Raw genomic sequence first — 17,244 nt, forward strand, 5'->3', positions numbered from 1 at the left:
GGTTTCGTAGTCTCTCTGTGGTTTCAAGGCGGGCCCGCTGACGCGGAGCCGCACGCGGCCGGGTCGCGGCCCGGCCGCCCGGGCCGGCCATGGGTGACCACACGCCGAAGCCCTCCCCGGAGGGTCACGCGGCACGCGTGTTCGGTGAGTCGCTCGTGGCAGCGGAACCCGGTGTCGGCAGGCGAGAGCGCCCATATGCTGGCCACGTGCCGCCCGTCGAGATCACACTGAGACGTGCCGGTCTGGATGAGGAGGTGAGAGGGATGAGCGTTGCCATCGATCACATTGGGCCGTGGACCGTCGCCGACGTCCTGGAGCTGCCTGAAGACCGCACTATGCGCTACGAGCTGCTGGGGGAGTCCCTCGTCCTGTCCCCTGCCCCCGGCATTCGCCACCAGCGGGCCTCGCTCCGACTCGCCATGATCCTGCACACGGCGGCCCAGGTTGCCAAGGCGCCGGTCGAGGTGCTGGAAGCAATCAACGTCATCCTGCCGTCGGGCCTGGTGGTCCCCGACCTGGTGGTGATCGACGCCGACGCGACCGCCGAAGACGGTGTCAGCGTCGACGCCGAGGGCGTGCAGCTTGTGGTCGAGCTGGTCTCTCCCGGCAACCGCATCGTGGACCGCAAGGTCAAGCCGATGCTCTACGCCGAGGCCGCCATCCCGCACTTCTGGCGACTCGAGTTCGACCCGGCCCCGATGCTCGCCGTTTACGAACTCGAAGACGGACGGTCCGTAGAGCGGACAACCGCTCTCCCGGGCGCGACCACCCACCTGGACGCCCCACTCCCCGTTGCAATCGACCCGGCGGGTCTCTCCCGGCAGTAGACGCCATCTGACGGCAACCGGACCCGCCAACGACGGGCGCCAGCGGGCCTCCACGGACACACAGATCGGCGCTGACCTGCAAAAACGCAGGTGATAAGCCCTCGCCCAGCACACGTACTATGTGCTGGCAGGGGCCACGCCGGTCCTGGTTCATAACTGCAATCTCTCCGCGCGAGCCAGCGAAATTCATGCCGCTGAGCCGGATGAATTTATTCGCAAGAACGTGAGCACTGTGGCTGTAGTTCGGGCGGATACCCTCACGGTCCGATCAACGTCGTTGCGGGATCTGGCGATGGCCTGACGCCCGCGCAGATGTCCGCTATCGGCAAGGGTGAGATGGCCGCCGACAATATTCCAGGCACCCACGCAGAGCAGAACGCCCTACTCTTCATCAATGAAATGGACTGGACTCCCACGGCGGGAGGCACCTCTCGCAATGTATGTCTGGGTGTGTGTGCGCCGCTCATCCGAGGCACCGGCGGTAAGATGATGGGTCAGGTGTATCGCGGAAACGGTAAGACGACAACTCGCCAGAGGAGTTTTGAGTGGTAGTCGATGAGGCAGTTGCGGCCACCATCCGAGGGCAGTCGTACCCTCAGGTTGCAACCTTCGTGGCGAGCTGTGCGGAGCGGATGGTGCAGGTCTTTACGGGGTTGTGCGGCGACGACCACGCGCGGAGTAGTGACGTCGATTTCGTCGTCCACGCCGTAGGGGACCTTTGGAAACCTGGAATTCCGGGTGGTTCATTCCAGAGCTACGTGGACACCCTGGAAGGCTTTCAGGAGTTGGAACCATCCGACGAGGAGATCGTTGGGGCAGCGGGAATCTACGCCATTTACTCGGTTCTTGTTTTGCGTTATGCAAGCCTCTATCGGTCCAGCGCCGATTCCGAGGATGCGCTCAAATGTGCACACGCCTGCCTGACTGCGATGGGGCAATTGGATCAGAACATCCCAGGAGCGGAATTCTTCGCACAGGAGGCTGGATCTCAGCGACGTGCAATTTCGGAACCTCCTCTAGAGGATTTGAACTTGGGTCACCTTTCGCAACTCAGGGAGTCTGACCGCACTGTTGGTCGGGAGCGCCTAGTGGCGATTCAGAGCCGATTGGCAGGCTGAGCTAGGGAAGAATTCAGGAGCCCCGTCGAGACACATCTCGACGGGGCTCCTGAGGCGTTTGACGGCAGTAGATGACGGCAACGTCAGCGGACCGAGGCGGCGCAGGGCGGCTTGCTCGCGCTGTTGCTGAGTGCGGCGCTGAGGGTGTCGATGGCGTCGCGCTGGAGGCGGATGCGTACGTGGGCGTAAACGATGGCGGTGACGCCGATGTGGGCGTGGCCGAGAAGTTCGCCCTTGCGGAGTCCGGTGTGGGAGGGCGAGTTCGAACATGAAGTTCCCCAAGGGAACTTCACCCACAAGCTCACCACCGAGCGCGTCCACCTGATCACGAGCCTGCCGCCCGGCGCCGCTACCGGCACCAGCTCGCCGACTGGATCAGAGGACACTGGGAGACTGACCTTGGCGAGGAGTTCGCGGCCCATGTGCAGTAGCACCCCCCAACGCCGCAGAGAGCTGACCCCGCCAGGACTCCATCCCTGGCGGGGTTCAAGAGCGAAATCAGCTACGGGTTATTGACTTCCTGTTTCGAGTCAAACAATGATCGCCGAGTAGGATTCCAGAATGGAACCTGCGACGATTCCATTGCCCCCATGAGGCAATCCACGCCATGTTTCGACGCGAATTCAAGCTCTTCTTTGAAGACTGGAATTGCCATCAGGAAATCAACGTGTCGGCCGTCAGCGAGCTCAACTGGCGCAGGCATGCCATCAAGTGGCGCAAGGAGAATAAATCCGCTGAGATCAGATCCTTCTATAAGGCCTTGCGGGGCGCTATAGGCGTGACCAGCAGCCAGGCTCCTGCCAGCCAACTGTGCGTAGATCCCAAGCCTTGCAAGCGGACTGGCGATCTCGTCGCATTCAGGAGCCAATCCGACGAAGAACTCCTGACGATGCTCCATACCGAATCCGGGCAGTGAATAATCACTTGCCCCTACAGTGGCATACACATTTACACCCTGAGTGCAATCGCTAGCCTGCCATTTAAGTACGCCGATTATATACTTGCCCTTCTGGAAGAAAGCTTCCCTATCTGGAGTGCCCCAATCCTCGGCATAGTAGGACCGAACATCGACGCGACTGATCATGGTTTACCTCCGAACGGCCACCATACACCAGACGGCCACGCACTCGGCCACCACTGGCCAGGTCCTTCACCCAGTGGCTTATCCTGTTTGCTTGCATTGCACGGCTTACAAGCTCCTGTTGTATTGCCTGGATCATTTACTCGCCGGGAGCGAATGTCTCGACTACTAAGCCACCCGCCTCGGTCCCAGTCAGCCTTTTGGGGATCGATGTGCTCGAATTCAGTTGAGAGAGACGCGCCGCAGTATGGACAGGTTGGAGACTGCTCAATGAATGCATCACGAACTGACTTCGTTGGACGCTTATACGCCTTTCTCGCATAGGGAGGCGTCAAGTCCTCCGGACAGTTGTGCACCAGGACCGGCGTCTGCCCCGCCAGCACATATTGATCAGAAACTCAAGTGGTTCTCGTCCAAGGCCCTGAGTTGGCTCAGATTAGCCTCGAAGTTTCATGAGCGTCCTCGTCAGCTGTGCTGACGAGGATGTTTTGTGTTCCGGTCCTGTTTCGGCGGTAGTGCATGCAGGCGGCCCGGCTGTCCAGGGCTTGATCAAGTTCCCTGAGCGTCAGGGTTGTTGATGATGCCCAGGAGTGGGAGGGCTCGTTCTGGCTGGTCGCGGATTGCCCGGGTGGTCTTGGCGATGTTGGCGGCTCCAAGGGTTTTGAGCAGGCCGATGGCGAGGTTGCGGAAGGTGGCCATGGCGCGGGGTGCGGTGCCGGCGTGGAGGGTGGAGGCGTCCTCGGCGTAGGTCGCGTCTCTGATGTGGTGGAGGGCTTCGATGTTCCAGTGGCCGCGGACGGCGGCGGCGAGTTCGGCCGGGGTGGCCTGGTGGGCGTCGAGGCTGGTGACGGCGTAGATCGTCTCGCGGGTTTCGCGTCGGCCGGCCTGTCGGCGGCGTCGGTGGACGCGGAGGGCGAGGCGGGCGTGGGGGAAGGCGATTCCGCCGAGTTCGTCGGCGAAGCCGCAGGCCTTGATCGAGCGGGACTCACGGCGGCCGTGTCCGGTCCAGGAGGCGGTGTGCTGGACGGCGACGTCGGGCCAGGGCAGGGCGGCGAGTTGCCGGTAGGCGGTCGGCTGGTTGCGCTTGATCATGGCGATGTAGTGGGCGTTCTTGGTCTCGACCAGCCAGTTGACGTTCGCCTGGACCGAGTGCAGGGCGTCGAAGGTGACGAGAGCTCCGGCCAGGTCCAGGGCTTGGAGCAGGGGGCGGAAGTGCGCGGTCTCGTTCGTCTTCGCTCCGACCTCGGCCTGGGCGAGGGTGAGGGTCCGGTGGTGGGTGACGGCGGAGAGCAGGTGCCGGCGGCCGGCGGACAGGCGGCCGGATCCTCTCAGCGACTTGCCGTCGACGGCGATCACTTGCCGTTGCTCCGGAGCCGGTCCCAGCGCTGTTGTGGCCGGCGAGGTAGGCGCCGACGGCCGGGTCCAGGGCGTCACCGTCGACGGCCGCCAGCACACGACCGATCGTGGTCCGCGAGGGAGAACGACGCCACCGCAGCGAATGCCGGCGGACTCCGACGGCCGTCAACACGGTGTCCGAGGCCCGTGCCGCCCACTCGGCGATCTCCTCCACGCTCCTCGCTCCCGAGACGGCGGCGCAGGAACAGACGAGGAGGATCGCGGTCAGCGAGTACCAGCGACCCCGCCGCCCACGCGGGTCGGGCACCAGATCCAGGAACGTCCCCAGGTCAGCGACTTGACCGGCATCCAGCGGGCCCAGCTTCACCAGCACCGGCGGGATGAGAGAAGATACAGCGGCAGGCACGGGCCACCTCATGATCGTTGAGCTTCGACACCCCAATGATCACGAAGCCCGTGCCTGCTCTGCTATGCACCCCAACCGGTCACGGCCCGACCAACCGCCCGACCCCGGAACTCGCCCAAGCCCTGCGGCCAACCCGGACGACCGATCAGCACCACCCAACTGACCCAGCGGCTCAACAACCTCGGAATCCGCCCCAACCAGGCCCGCAGCACCGCACTGTTCCAACTCGCCACTGAAATCCCTGCCGCGATCCTCGCCCGCACCCTGGGCATCCACACCGACGTCGCCGTTGCCTGGCAGCGCCTCTCCGCCGGCGACTGGGCCAACTACGCCGCCGAAGTCAGCCGCCGTTCTCGAAAGGCCCCCACGCCGTGACCTTCCAGGACCATCTCCGAGCCCTCGCCACGCAAGCAGTTGCCTCGATCTCGACTGCCGAGGCGGAGGGCATCTAAGTCGTCTCGTTCTTCATCGACAACGAGAGGGACGACCCACGACAGCCCACCCTGACCATCGGATACAACACTGAGGCTCAGTTCCGACGCAGCATCGGGGAAGCCTCCGACGAGGCGGAGGCTCGCTGGAACTACGCCTTCTGGCTCCAGAACGAGCTGACGGTCATCGGCGACCTCACCCGGGACCCAGACGGAGCCGCTGCACGCCGTCGGTGGATCAACGAACTCGGACTTTGGTACGACGAGCCCGCCAATCCCGAGGACTGGGTAACAACCGTCGGGTCGACCGCCGCGCGGATCGAAGCCAACTTCAACCAGGCCTGCGTCCAACTCGCCCGTGGTCTCCACGACGACGGCGTCATCGCAACCATCCTCGGCAGGCCAGTACCTGTAGTCCTCCATGAGCTGGAGTACTACGAGGCAATCGCCCGCCGCACCGAGGCCGCCAACCCACCCGGACTCGCCGACGACTTCACGGCATGGGTCCGCTCAGGGTGAGGCATTCCGAGAGTTCCAATACCTGACTGCACCATTACACGTCCGGCTCCGCCTCCAGCGCGACGCCATCGACACACTCAGCCTGGATCCACCGTGTGATCGCCGTCTGTGATTCGGGGAGCGGAAGGAAGAAGTGCCTTGTGACCTGCGATGATGGGAGTTCCTACGCTTCCAGCACGCACGATCAGCAAGGCACTTCGTAAGTGAAATCTTCCCACAGGGCCGCCGCGACGATCGCGGCGGCCGATGACTCGAATGTGATCGCGTACGGCGGCCTGGCTGCCGGGGTACGGCTGGCCGAGCGGTGCGGTCTGCCCGGGCTGGTCCGTGAGAAGGTCCGCCTGCCCGGGGCTGCGAACGGTGCGGGCACGGCGCCGGATGCGAAGGTGATGTCGCTGGTGGCGGGCATGCTCGCCGGGGCGGACAGCATCGAGGACGTGGACGTGCTGCGGCACGGGGCGATGTCCCGCGCGTTTTCCGGGATACGCGCCGCGTCCACGCTGGGGGCGTTCCTGCGCGCCTTCACCTGGGGACACTTGCGTCAACTGGAATCGGCTGCCCGGGCGTTCACCGGGAACCTGGTGCGGCACTGCCACCTGCTGCCCGGCGCGGACCAGGTGGTGTTCCTGGACATCGATTCCAAGATCAAACCCGTCCACGGATACGCCAAGCAGGGTGCCGCCTTCGGCTACACCCGGCAGCGCGGGCTGCACTTCCAGATCGTGACCGCCTCCACACCGATCGCCGCGCCGATCGTCGTGGCCTCGCGGCTGCGCAAGGGTTCGGCCGGCTTCGGCAAGGGCGCCGCGCACCTGATCGCCGAGGCCGTGGGAGCGGTGCGGGCGGCAGGCGCGAGGGGCCAGATCATCGTGCGCGGCGACTCCGCATTCTGTTCCCACAAGACGGTGGCCGCCTGCCGCCGCCTGGGGGTGCGCTTCTCCTTCACGATCGCCCAGCGCACCAAGGTTCGCACCACCATCGCCGCCCTCGACGAGAGCGCATGGACGGCGATCAAGTACACCGGCGCGGTCTTCGACGAGGATCAGCAGCTCTGGGTCTCCAATGCCGAGGTCGCCGAAACGAAGTACACGGCCTTCACCGGCAAACGGAAGGAGTACCACGCCACAGCCCGGCTCCTGGTCCGCCGCGTCAAGCGGCTCAACCAGGCCCACATCCCCCTGGAGCAGGGCGAGTTGTTCGCCGCTCACCGGTTCCACGCCGTGTTCACCGACACCGCGCTCGGCCTCGTCGAAGCCGAGACGACCCACCGCCGGCATGCGATCGTCGAGCAGGTCTTCGCCGACCTCGAGGACTCCGCCCTGGCACATCTGCCGTCGGGGAAGTTCACCGCGAACGCGGCCTGGCTCACTCTCGCCACCCTGGCGCACAACCTCACCCGCGCGCTCGGCGCTCTGGCCTCCGTCTTCCATGCCAGGGCCCGCACCGGCACCGTCCGCCGCCACCTGATCACCGTTCCCGCCCGCATCGCCGCAGGTGCACGCACCCTGACCTGGCACTTCCCGAAACGATGGCCCTGGCTGGGAGCACTGGAGAACCTCTGGACGGCCGTCGGCCACCGCCTGCGCACCTGACCAACCGGACCGACTGCCCGCCCACACCCCGAAAGACCTCGGAGAACCCGCCACCGGAACGGCCATCCGGCCCCCACCCCTGCCCGGAAACCGGAAAACCACCCGACAACCCCACAGCAAACCCCATCAGGATTCACGCGGTGGATCCAGGCTCAGCACTACGCTCGGCAGCCAGGCGAGCAGCCATACGGTCCGGGACGAAGGCGATGAACCACCACCCTGCGCCCTCCCCGTCCGCTGACGTTGCCGTCAACTACTGCCGTCAAGCACAACGGGAGCCCCCTTCAGGGGGCTCCCGCTTTGCTATGGCAGATTGCAGCCGGTGCCATGGCGCAGATTCAACTGCACGCTACTCCCGGTTTCCTCTCGCGGCTTCAACGCGAGAGGCGAGCAATTGAACCCACAAGTTTTCTACGTTCCGTGGGTAGCTCGCATTCCGAGCACCTGGTGCTGTTTCGATCAGATGCAGCAAGGTCCATGAAAGGCCGTAACAGTTGTCGGGGCCGAAGCACGTCGACAGCGCCTGCGCCTCTTCATCTGAGACCGGTGCAGTGATGTTTTCGAGAAGTCGCTGAGCCTCAGCGATTTCCTCTTCGGAAGCATCCTCCGAGGGGAGCGGTCCCACACCGACCAGCTCCTCGATCTCGCGCCGAACTGGCACTCTGCACCTTCCTTTCTAGAGTTTGCCGATGCTCCGGTAGTAGGCGAGCAGATCCTGGATTCCCTTGTTGTAGTATCCGGGATCACCATACTGCTGTTGCCCTATTCGGCGCATATCCCAAATATCTCTGGCGAGCACCGTCCGGAATGGAAGCCCAGACTCCGCAGCCTTGGTAGCCTTGCCGCGAGCACCATAGGTGCGAGTGAGGGCATGGTCTGCATGCTTCATCACGATCGCACCGCCGTCGTTTCTGGGCAGGTGCCCAAGCGCATCCTGAGGCATGTGATGGGGCGTAAGTCCGTCGCCAGGCACACCGGGATCCATATCGCCAAAGCGTCCAGCCTGGTTCTCGACGACGACCTTGCAGTTTGCATTATGAACGAGGACCGGCGTGGCCCCCGCCAGCACATAGTACGTGTGCTGGCCCTGCACCGTGAGGTTGTAGACGCGCTGTGTGCGGTGTGCGGTGTCGACCGCGGTGACCTGGACCCAGGTATCGGACGAGGTCTGCAGCCACATCCCGGCCTCGATCTCCGCGGCCTCGACCCAGCGGCCGAAGTCCGGGACCCAGTACGGGTGCTCGCCCGTCGAAGTGATCGTGCTGGCGACGGACGTGCCGTCCTTGCCCTTGCGCTCGACCGTCAGCGTGACCATCTGCCGCGGACTCTTGTGGTCACGGGTGTCGGTGACCTCACGAGCCTGCAGGAACCCGGTTTCCGGATCGCCCGCCGCGACGTACTGCCCCTCACGGAGATCCTGGATCTCCACCGTGGAACCGTCGACCAGCAGCACCCGGGTCCCCGGGACGAAGCTGTTCGGCTTCGCCTTGCAGGTCTTCTTTCCTCCCTTCAGTTTGGATTTGGCCTTCCGTACTCCCCCCTTCGCCTTGTCCGCGACCTTGGTGCCGGCCTTCTTGACCTTCGTGCCCGCCTTCTTGGCGGCCTTCTTGGTCGCGGAGACCGCCTTGCGGCCGGTCTTGGACGCCGTCTTGCCCGCGCCCTTGACCGCATCGACAGCCTTGGCACCCTTCTTCGCCCACTTCGCCGCAGTGGCCGCGTTCCCGGCCCCCGGAATGGCGGCCGCCATGGACAACGCGGCATTCGCGTAGTCGCCCTCGGCCGCGTACCAGACACCGTTGGCGACATCCGCCGCCTCGCCGACGACCGGAACCATGCCCGCGACATCCAGCGCGGTGTGGCCGATGTCCGACCACGACATGCCGAACAGGTGACCGTCCAGCTCCACGAAGGTCAGCGGATTACCGCCCGCGAACGCGTACCGGTTGCCCGTGTACGGATCCGTGGTCAGGTCCATGTCGGCGAGCGCCCCACCGAACATGTCGCGCGTGAGGAAGCGGTTCAGACCCGGGTCGTAGTTCCGGAAGCCCATGTCATAGGTCCCGGAACCGTCGTCGTAACGCTGGGCGTTGAACCGGTACTCGTTGTACGGCTCCTTGTCGGGGTCCCCGGCGTCCGGCTTGTCGGCACCGGTGAACTGCTTCTCGTCGTCCGAGCCGTACGCGGTGTAGCCATAGGTGGCACGCGTCGTGCCGTCCGGCTCGGTGATCGCCTCGACGTCACCCTTGGGGTGGTAGAGGTAGTGCGAGTACTCCTTCGTATCGTCCGAATTGTGCTTGATCTGGGTGAGCTTCTGACCCCACGGCGCGTACTGGTACGCCTTGGTCACCTTGCCGGCGACCTCCTCGGCCAGCACCTTGTTCTCCATGCCCAGGTAGGTGTAGACCGTGGTCTTCCCGTTGGTCCCGGACGTGGTCTCCTGCGCCGTGCGGTCGAAGGCGTCGTACTCGTACGAGGTCGTCCGCGCCGACGCTCCGGTGCCCGCCGTGTGCTCCGCGATGCGGTCGAAACCGTCGTAGGAGTACTTCGACTGCACCGTGCCGTTGGTCGACACGGTGTCCAGACGACCGAGCGGGTCGTAGTTGTACGTCGACGCGATCCCCGACGTGGTCGTCTTCAGCAGACGGTTGCGGTCGTACACCGAGGTGGTGTTCGTCCCGTCGACCGTCTGGTCGACGATGTTGGAGTTGCCGTCGTACAGGTACGTCTCGGAGGCCGTGGCGTCACCGGTCCTGGAGACCTCGGCGATACGGTCCTGCGGGTCGTAGGTGAACGTCGACACCGTGTTCAGGTACGCCGACGAGTCGTCGGCGTTCATCACCTTGGCCGTGTCCTTGGAGCGGTTCCCGTTCGGGTCGTACTCCAGGTCGTGCCGCGCCACGACGGTGCCCGCCGAGGTCTTCTCGACCTGCGACTCCGCGGCGCCGTTGAGGAAGTAGGTGTAGTCGACGGTGTTGCCGTTCGGCTTCACCTGCTTCAGCGGCTGCCCGCGATCGGTGTAGGTGAACGTGGAGATCTGCTGGTTGCCGGCCGTGGGCGAGTCCGCGTTGGTGATCTTCTTGATCATGTCGCGGACGTCGTAGTCGAACGACGACCAGGTCAGATCGTGCGTGGTCGAGTCGATGTTGCCGTTGACGTCGTAGCTGAGCGACGTCGTGTGCTCGACGGTGGAACCGTTCTTCTCCTCGACCGTCGTCAGCTGGTCCAGCTGGTCGTAGGCCATGGAGTAGGTGTCGATCGCGGCACCCGGCGAAAGGTCCTCGACGTGCTTCAGCAGGCCGTTGGCGTTGTAGGCGTAGGTGAAGTCCTTCTTCTCGTTGTCGGTGTCGCCCGAGTTGTCGCGGACGAGCTTGATGCCGTCGGCCACGACCGTGCCGTCGGCGTCGTCGGTCAGGGTGACCTTCTGCGTCCCGGTCTCCGTGAACGCGTACGAGCCCAGCGAGACCCACTGGCCCGCGTCGGCCGTCTGGTCGACGGTCCTGGTCGCGGAGCCGGTGGAGTGGGTGACCGTGAACGGGGCGTTCGTGGCAGCGCCCGTCACGTCGCCGTGCCGGGCAAAGACCTCGTACGTGCCGTCCTGCGGAATGTTGAGCTGCCAGGTGAAGGTGTCCGCACCCGTGCCCGCGGCGTTCGTGCGGACGTCGTAACCCCACTCGCCGACGGCCTGGGAGGGGTCCCAGCCGCCCTGCGTCGCGGTGTTGTTGACGTCCGTGGAGTCCACGACCACCACGTGCTTGCCGACCGGGATTCCGTCGTCGGAACGGGCCTTCTGGTTGCCCGACGGGTAGAAGTCCCAGGTCATGGTGCGCTGCGACGACCCACCTGCCGAGGTCAGCGTGTTCTTCGTCTGCTGACCCAGGTCGTTGTAGTCGTACGCGGTGGTGATCTCGAAGGGGTCCTTCGAGGACTTCACCCAGCCGTTGTCGTAGTACTCGTACGACGTGACGTTGCGGACGCTCTGCCCCCGCGACGGCGGAGCCGAGACGCTCTCCAGCTGCCCGACCGCGTCGTAGGTGTACAGCGTCCTGTCCGGCGTGAAGTAGTCCGGGTCGTCGGCGTCGAAGGCGCTGAGCTCCTCCTTGACCCGGTTCAACTCGTCGTAGACGGTCTCCTTCGTGTAGTCGGTCGCGTCACCGGTGGTCTCCACCCCGCGCGGGGTGACGACCTTCGTCCGGTTGCCGACCTCGTCGTACACGTACTGCGTGGTGCGGTACGTGACCGATCCGCCGTCGTCGGAGTACGGCACCTTGACCTGCGTGGTCATGCCACGGTGGTCGAAGGAGTACTCCGTGGTGTTGTTCTCGGCGTCCGTGGTGGAGTCGGTACGGCCGTCGAGGTCGTAGTGCACCGAGGTGGAAACGCCGGAGGCGTCCGTGGTGCTCACCACGCGGTGGTTCAGGTCGTACGCGTACTTCGTGGTGAAGTCCGACGTGTCGGCCGTCGCGTTCTTCTTCGGGTCGACCACCGTGACGAGGTTGCCGACGCTGTCGTACTCGCTCGAGGTCGTGTTGCCCTCGGCGTCGACCATCGACACCGGCTGGTAGATCTCGTCGTAGGAGTACGTGGTGGTGTAGTCGTCCTCGGTCGCCGTCAGGTTGCCCTGCGGGCGCGTCACCGTGAGGACGTTGCCGACCTTGTCGTACGTCGTGGTGGTGCGCCGCTCGGGGTCGCCCTGGACGTCGACCGGGTCGATCTGGTCGGTGAGCTGGTCCGCCGCGTCGTAGACGGAGGTGGTCACCGCACCGTTCGGTGCGTAGGCCGCCAGGATGTTGTTGTTGGCGTCGTACTCGGGCGCGGCCGTGGTGATGAAGACACCGGCGTCCCCGTCCTTCGGCTCCTTCCTCTCCAGCGGCCTGCCGAAGTAGTCGTAGGTCTGGGTGACCTCGGCGTCCTTGGCGTTGACGACGCTCAGGGTGTTGCCGCGCTCGTCGTAGACGAACGTGGTCGCGTTGTCGAGCGCGTCGGTGACCGTGCGCGGGTAGCCGGACGGGCCGTAGTCCGCGTAGGTCGTGGTGTTGCCGTTGGCGTCGGTGTCCTCGACCGGCTGCCCGTAGGCGTCGTACGTCGTGGTCGACGTGTAGTCGTCGGCCGTGGCCGTCGCGACACCTTCGGGGTCGGTGGTCGAGGTCGGGTTGCCGAACGCGTCGTAGCCGAACTGCCAGATGTTGCCGAGCGGCGACGTCTTCCGGAACAGGTTCGCGGAGTAGCCGTCGGCGCGGGTCTGGTACTCGAAGGCCGTCGCACCGCTCGGGTACGAGGCCGGGTCGCAGTACTCGGTCGGGTTGAACGACGACCACGCCTTGGTGGTCTCCGGGTCCCACTGGCGGAGCGGGTATCCGGTCCGCTGGTCGTAGCAGTACGCCGCCTTGGCGCCGTTGGCCTGCTCGAGGTACGTGACGTTGTTGTCCGCGTCCCAGGACACCTTGGTGGTCTGCGACTTGGCGTCAGTGGTCTCGACGGGCCGCGCGAAGTCGTCCGTGACGTGCTGCGTGGTGTGCGACTCGGCGTCCGTCACCGTGGTGTCGGTGAACTTCGGGTTCGCACCGTCCTCCGCGTACGCGAAGTCGGTGGTGCCGTCCCGGCGGTCGGTGAGCGTCTTGGTCCACCAGTGGTAGGCGGGGTCGTCACCGGCCTGCGGGGCGTAGTACGACAGCTGGGTGGCGTTGCCACGCGGGTCGGTGGCCTCCACCAGCTTGACGTTCTTGTTGCCCTGCGTGGCGTCGTAGGTGAACGCGAAGTTCTTCGGCTGCGCCGAGTCCTCGCCGTCCACCATGCTGCCCATGAGGCCCTTGGTGGTGTAGTAGAACGAGATCCGGCGACCCGAGATGTCCGTGACGGACTTGACGTGGTCGTAGATCTTCGGGTTGGTCAGGTTGCTGCCCGCGACCTTGGCGCCGGTGTCGTCGATGTACTCGTAGGACGCGTCGCCCTTGCGGTAGTAGTCGACGACCAGCGACTGCCGGCCCGTCGGGTCCGTGATGTAGCGGAGGAACTTGACCGGCTTGTTGCGGGACTTGCGCTCCTCGTAGGTGTACGTCTGCGTGTTGCCGTCGTTGTCGACGATCGACGTCAGATAGCCGTCGCAGCCGAAGAGGAAGCGGGTGCCGTCCGGACGCAGCAGCGTCCAGGCGTCCGGGGTGTTGTCCTTGTCCGGGGTGCACTCGGTCCCGGCCTTGAACTCCAGCCGGAAGTGGACGCCCGCGGGGGCCTTCCACTCGTTGTCCGTGTCGTCCCAGCGGAAGACGTGCGTGGTGCCGTCACCGTCGGGCAGCCGGACCTCGGTGGGATTCGGGTTGGGGTGGAAGTCCAGCGGTGCCCCGAGACGGAGCGGCCCGGCCGCCTGCGCGGACCAGCCGGCCCCGAGCACGGTGTCGCTGGTGTCCAGGGAGTTGTACGCCACCCGGAAGAAGGTGTTCAGGCCCCTGCCCGAGTTGTTGACGGGGTTGTAGGACCAGACGCTGTTGCCGGAGGCGACGTTGTTCATCACCGTGGATCCGGCGCCGGTGTTGTTGCCGGAGTAGGAGTAGAACTTCTCCAGCCCCAGGGTGTTGGAGGTGGGGTCCTCCACCGCCACGTTCTGCTGGAGCGGCGCTATGGAGGGCTGGTCGTCCGAGAGCCAGGAGCCGTCGGAGACCTTGCGGACGTCCCAGCCGAGCACGTAGTCCGTGCGCTTGTTGCCGGAGTCGGAGTTGATCGGGGTGGCCACCTGGGCCTGGATCGTCGCCGACTGCCCGGGATTGAGCGCCGGGATCGCCGTCTCCAGCTGGTTGCCACCGGTGGTGACGTCCGTGCCGTCGGGCAGCTGCCAGGTGTAGGACAGCTCCCGCTCGCCGGCGGCCCACGCGGAGGACGTGGTGTTGGTGACCGTGAAGTCCACCTGGTAGGTGGAGTTCGGGGTCATCCGGGCGGGGGTCTGCGGAGCGTAGTAGGTGTCCTCGGTGGTGGAGTCGACGTAGATCACCCGCAGCAGCGGGCCGATCTGGTAGTCGTCGGCCTCCGAGGCGAGGAACAGCGTGCGCTCCTGCGGTCCGCCCGCGGACTCGTCCTCGAGCTTGACCATCGCACCGTGGTTGGAGCCCGGGTTGCTGATCCAGCCCTGCGTCAGCGAGGTGGCGTCCCACCAGTGGCGGCCCACGTCGTGGACCGAGGGGACGATGTCGGAGACGGTTCCGGAGAAGTCACCGCCCGCGGAGTTCCACGGCGTGCCGCTGGACGCGTCGTTCCACGTGGCGGAGGACTCGTCGAAGTCCTTGTTCAGGCCGTGGAGTTCGTAGATCGCACCGTCGCTGTCGGTCGCGGTCTCCGCGCCCCACATGAACATCCGGGACTCCAGCACGGTGGCCGAGGCCGGGATGGCTGCGGTGTCGAAGTCGAGCAGCGCCCTGGTTCTGCCGTAGGTGCCGGAGTTGTTGCCGACCTCCAGCCAATTCTGCGGCCCGTAGGTGTCCAGGGTGTCGTGGTTGGCGTTGGGCTGTGCGGACGACAGGGTGGTGTCCTGCACGCCCGAGGTGCCCTGGAGCAGGCGCATGGTGCGGCCCGCCTTCGGGACGCCCACGATCCTGGTCGGCGATCCCAGCAGGTCGCCGCCCTTCGTCTTCACCGCGATCTGGTAGTAGTACGACCGGCCGATTTCGGACGGTGAGGAGTCCGGCGTCGGTGACGCGGTGGTGTCCGTGTACGACGTGGCCGACTTGTCGATCGGCGCCACCAGGGTGGCCGCGGACGGCGTGAACGCCTGCTGCGTGGAGCGGTGCAGCTGGTATTCCACGATGTCCAGACCCGAGTCGCCGGTGCCGTTGGAGTAGGCCTGCCAGTTCAGCTCGGGACCGGTCGAGTGGATGACGGTCGGCGAGTCGAGCGTCGTGCCGACCTTGCCGTAGGTCACGGTCAGCCGCGGAATGGTGGAGGTCTCACCGCCGTAGTAGCCGTCGCCGGATTCGTACCGGGGACCGCCGAGCGGGCCGTCGACGTCGTTCTTCGCCTTCAGCACGAAGCCGTGGTTCGCGGCACTGCCGTCGACCCACTGCTGGACGGTGTCGGTGACGGGGAACTTGTTCCACGTGCTGTACTCGCCGGTGTTGCGGACGATCTTCGCCGGGTTGACCCAGCGCACCGCGTCCGCGATGACCGCCGTGGAGTCGGAGGCAGGTCCGTCCTCCAGGACGGCCTTGCCCGCCGTGCCCTTGGCGAAGCTGATCTGCTTCCCGCCGTTGAGCGACTTCCACACCCCGCCGGTGCCGGCCGTCTGGTCCACCGTGTAGGTGTTCGTGCTGGTCCGCGCGGTCAGCGTGTACGGGGCGGCCGTGGAACGGTCCGAGGCCGGCACGTAGTGCGCGTCCACCCGGTAGGTCGCCCGCTCCGGGATGCGGGGCTGCCAGGTGTAGGTGTCCCCGCCGACGGAGTCCTTGTTGTAGTGGTAGTCGTTGCCGATCGCGTACTGCGTCAGCGACGACCCGGAGGCCGGCCAGGTGCCGGAGGCGGCCGTCGTTCCGGAGTCGCCGTCGTCCACCTGGACGCTGGTGCCGGAGAGTTCTCCGACCAGACCGCTGGTGTTGGACCAGGTGGCGGTCGACTCGTCCCAGGCGCCGGTCGCGCGGTGCACCTCGATGGGCACGTTGTTGGCGCCCGTGGTGTGGATGTTGTCGAAGTACATCTTCAGGCGCGCCGCGTCGATCTTCGTCCCGGACGGGATCTCGTCCAGCGGGAACTTGATGAGCGAGCGTGCGGCGCCGGAGGTGGTGCGTCCCACGGACAGCTTCCACGAGCTGCCGTAGTTGGTGCCCGAGGCCTCCTTGAGGACCATCGCGTCCTGGGACTCCGACGGCGACGGTGCGATGGTGATGGTCGGGTCGATGACCACGGGGTACTGCCGGTCCTCGGAAGCCAGCCAGTCCGCGTCCGGGGTCACGGTGACCTTCCAGGACTTCCCGTCCCGGGTCAGCTTCTGGGTCACCGCGCGGCTGTGGGTGCGCCCGAAGACCGACTTCCCGCCGGTCTTCGCGGCGTCCGTCATGAACGGCGCCGGGATGATCATCTCGGGGGTGTGGGGCAGCTCGCCGAAGAGCGCGATCGAGCCGTCCTTGCGCGCCTTCGGCACCAGTCCGTCGGTGTCGAGGCGGAAGGTGAACCGCAGCGACCGGTCGGGACGGCGTGCCAGGGTGATGTTCTCCTTCACCCGGCCGCGGCCCACACGGTAGACGAGGTCGGCGCCGTGCGCGGCGTCCTTGTAGCGGACCGTGGACCCCTTGACGTGCGGCGTGAGCCGCTCGCCGGCGCCATCGAGGCCGAGCGAGACGGAACGCCCGCTGGGTGCCTCGAACCGCAGCAGCCGGTCGGTGTCGGAACCGAACCAGCTCCGGCCGTGGTTGGTGGTGTTGCCGAACCCGAAGCCCTTCGCCTTCGAAGCGCGCACGGAGGTGTCGATCGGCTTCCAGGAGCCGTCACCCGCGTTCCGGTAGGAGGTCGGCAGTGCGGACAGTTCCGCCTGCACCTGACCGTCCGACATCTTCCAGAACCGGGAGTTGGCGGTGCGGCGTCCCTCGAGTTCCTTCACCCGCTTCGCGGCGGACTCCGCACGGCCCTTCGGGAGCTTCTGACGCTCCGCCATCCCGAGCTCGTCGTGCGACGGCGGCTCGGCGAGCTCCGGTCCGTCGTCGCTGCTGAACCAATCCTTGACGGTGTCGACGACGCCCTTGCCGTCGTCGTCACCCGATGCAGGCGCTGCGTACGCGACCTGGGGCAGCGCGGTGGTGGTCACCGCGGATACCGCCAGGCAAGCGATCAGCCTGCCCAGTCTGGGTCTCACTGCAACCCTTTCCTGATGTCAATCGTCATGTCAGTGGCACCGGTTCGTGCGCGCCCGCTTGGTTGCAGGTCGCACGTATCGGCGCCGCGTT

General features: G+C 65.8%; 7 protein-coding genes and 1 pseudogene. 3 read left to right on the forward strand and 5 right to left on the reverse strand.

Features of this window, described 5'->3' with window-relative positions; translation table 11 throughout:
* Positions 1–263 precede the first annotated feature (263 nt).
* On the forward strand, positions 264–827 hold the full coding sequence (locus ACL06G_RS02370; RefSeq protein WP_412784993.1) for a Uma2 family endonuclease: 564 nt from the start codon (positions 264–266) through the stop codon (positions 825–827).
* A 545-nt stretch (positions 828–1,372) separates the two neighbouring features.
* Positions 1,373–1,945, forward strand: coding sequence for a hypothetical protein (locus ACL06G_RS02375; RefSeq protein WP_412784994.1), 573 nt, complete (start codon positions 1,373–1,375; stop codon positions 1,943–1,945).
* Positions 1,946–2,028: 83 nt separating this feature from the next.
* Here ACL06G_RS02375 and ACL06G_RS02380 read toward each other — a convergent pair whose 3' ends face one another.
* The 4 genes and pseudogenes from ACL06G_RS02380 to ACL06G_RS02395 form a co-directional block, all read right to left on the reverse strand.
* A complete protein-coding gene (locus ACL06G_RS02380) occupies positions 2,029–2,238 on the reverse strand; it encodes a hypothetical protein (protein ID WP_412784995.1) in 210 nt (69 codons plus the stop codon).
* A 209-nt stretch (positions 2,239–2,447) separates the two neighbouring features.
* Positions 2,448–3,029: a suppressor of fused domain protein gene (locus ACL06G_RS02385; protein ID WP_412835287.1), complete on the reverse strand. Its 582-nt coding sequence runs from the start codon at positions 3,027–3,029 to the stop codon at positions 2,448–2,450.
* A gap of 546 nt (positions 3,030–3,575) precedes the next feature.
* The gene (locus ACL06G_RS02390) at positions 3,576–4,382 is read right to left on the reverse strand and encodes an ISAs1 family transposase (protein WP_412835288.1); all 807 of its coding nucleotides are present in this window, start codon (positions 4,380–4,382) and stop codon (positions 3,576–3,578) included.
* A gap of 106 nt (positions 4,383–4,488) precedes the next feature.
* Positions 4,489–4,800: pseudogene (locus ACL06G_RS02395) on the reverse strand (transposase family protein); the annotation flags it as partial.
* Between the two features lie 1,141 nt (positions 4,801–5,941).
* Between ACL06G_RS02395 and ACL06G_RS02400 the strand changes: the two are divergent.
* Positions 5,942–7,330, forward strand: a complete 1,389-nt coding sequence (locus ACL06G_RS02400; protein ID WP_412784998.1) for an IS1380 family transposase — start codon at positions 5,942–5,944, stop codon at positions 7,328–7,330.
* Between the two features lie 676 nt (positions 7,331–8,006).
* On the opposite strand, the gene ACL06G_RS02405 is transcribed toward ACL06G_RS02400, so the two are convergent.
* Positions 8,007–16,151 carry a golvesin C-terminal-like domain-containing protein gene (locus tag ACL06G_RS02405; RefSeq protein ID WP_412835345.1) on the reverse strand — a complete coding sequence of 2,715 codons (8,145 nt, stop codon included), beginning with the start codon at positions 16,149–16,151 and terminating at the stop codon, positions 8,007–8,009.
* Between the last annotated feature and the right edge of the window lie 1,093 nt (positions 16,152–17,244).

Source organism: Streptomyces callyspongiae (genome assembly GCF_047200695.1).
In the GTDB taxonomy this organism is placed as follows: domain Bacteria; phylum Actinomycetota; class Actinomycetes; order Streptomycetales; family Streptomycetaceae; genus Streptomyces.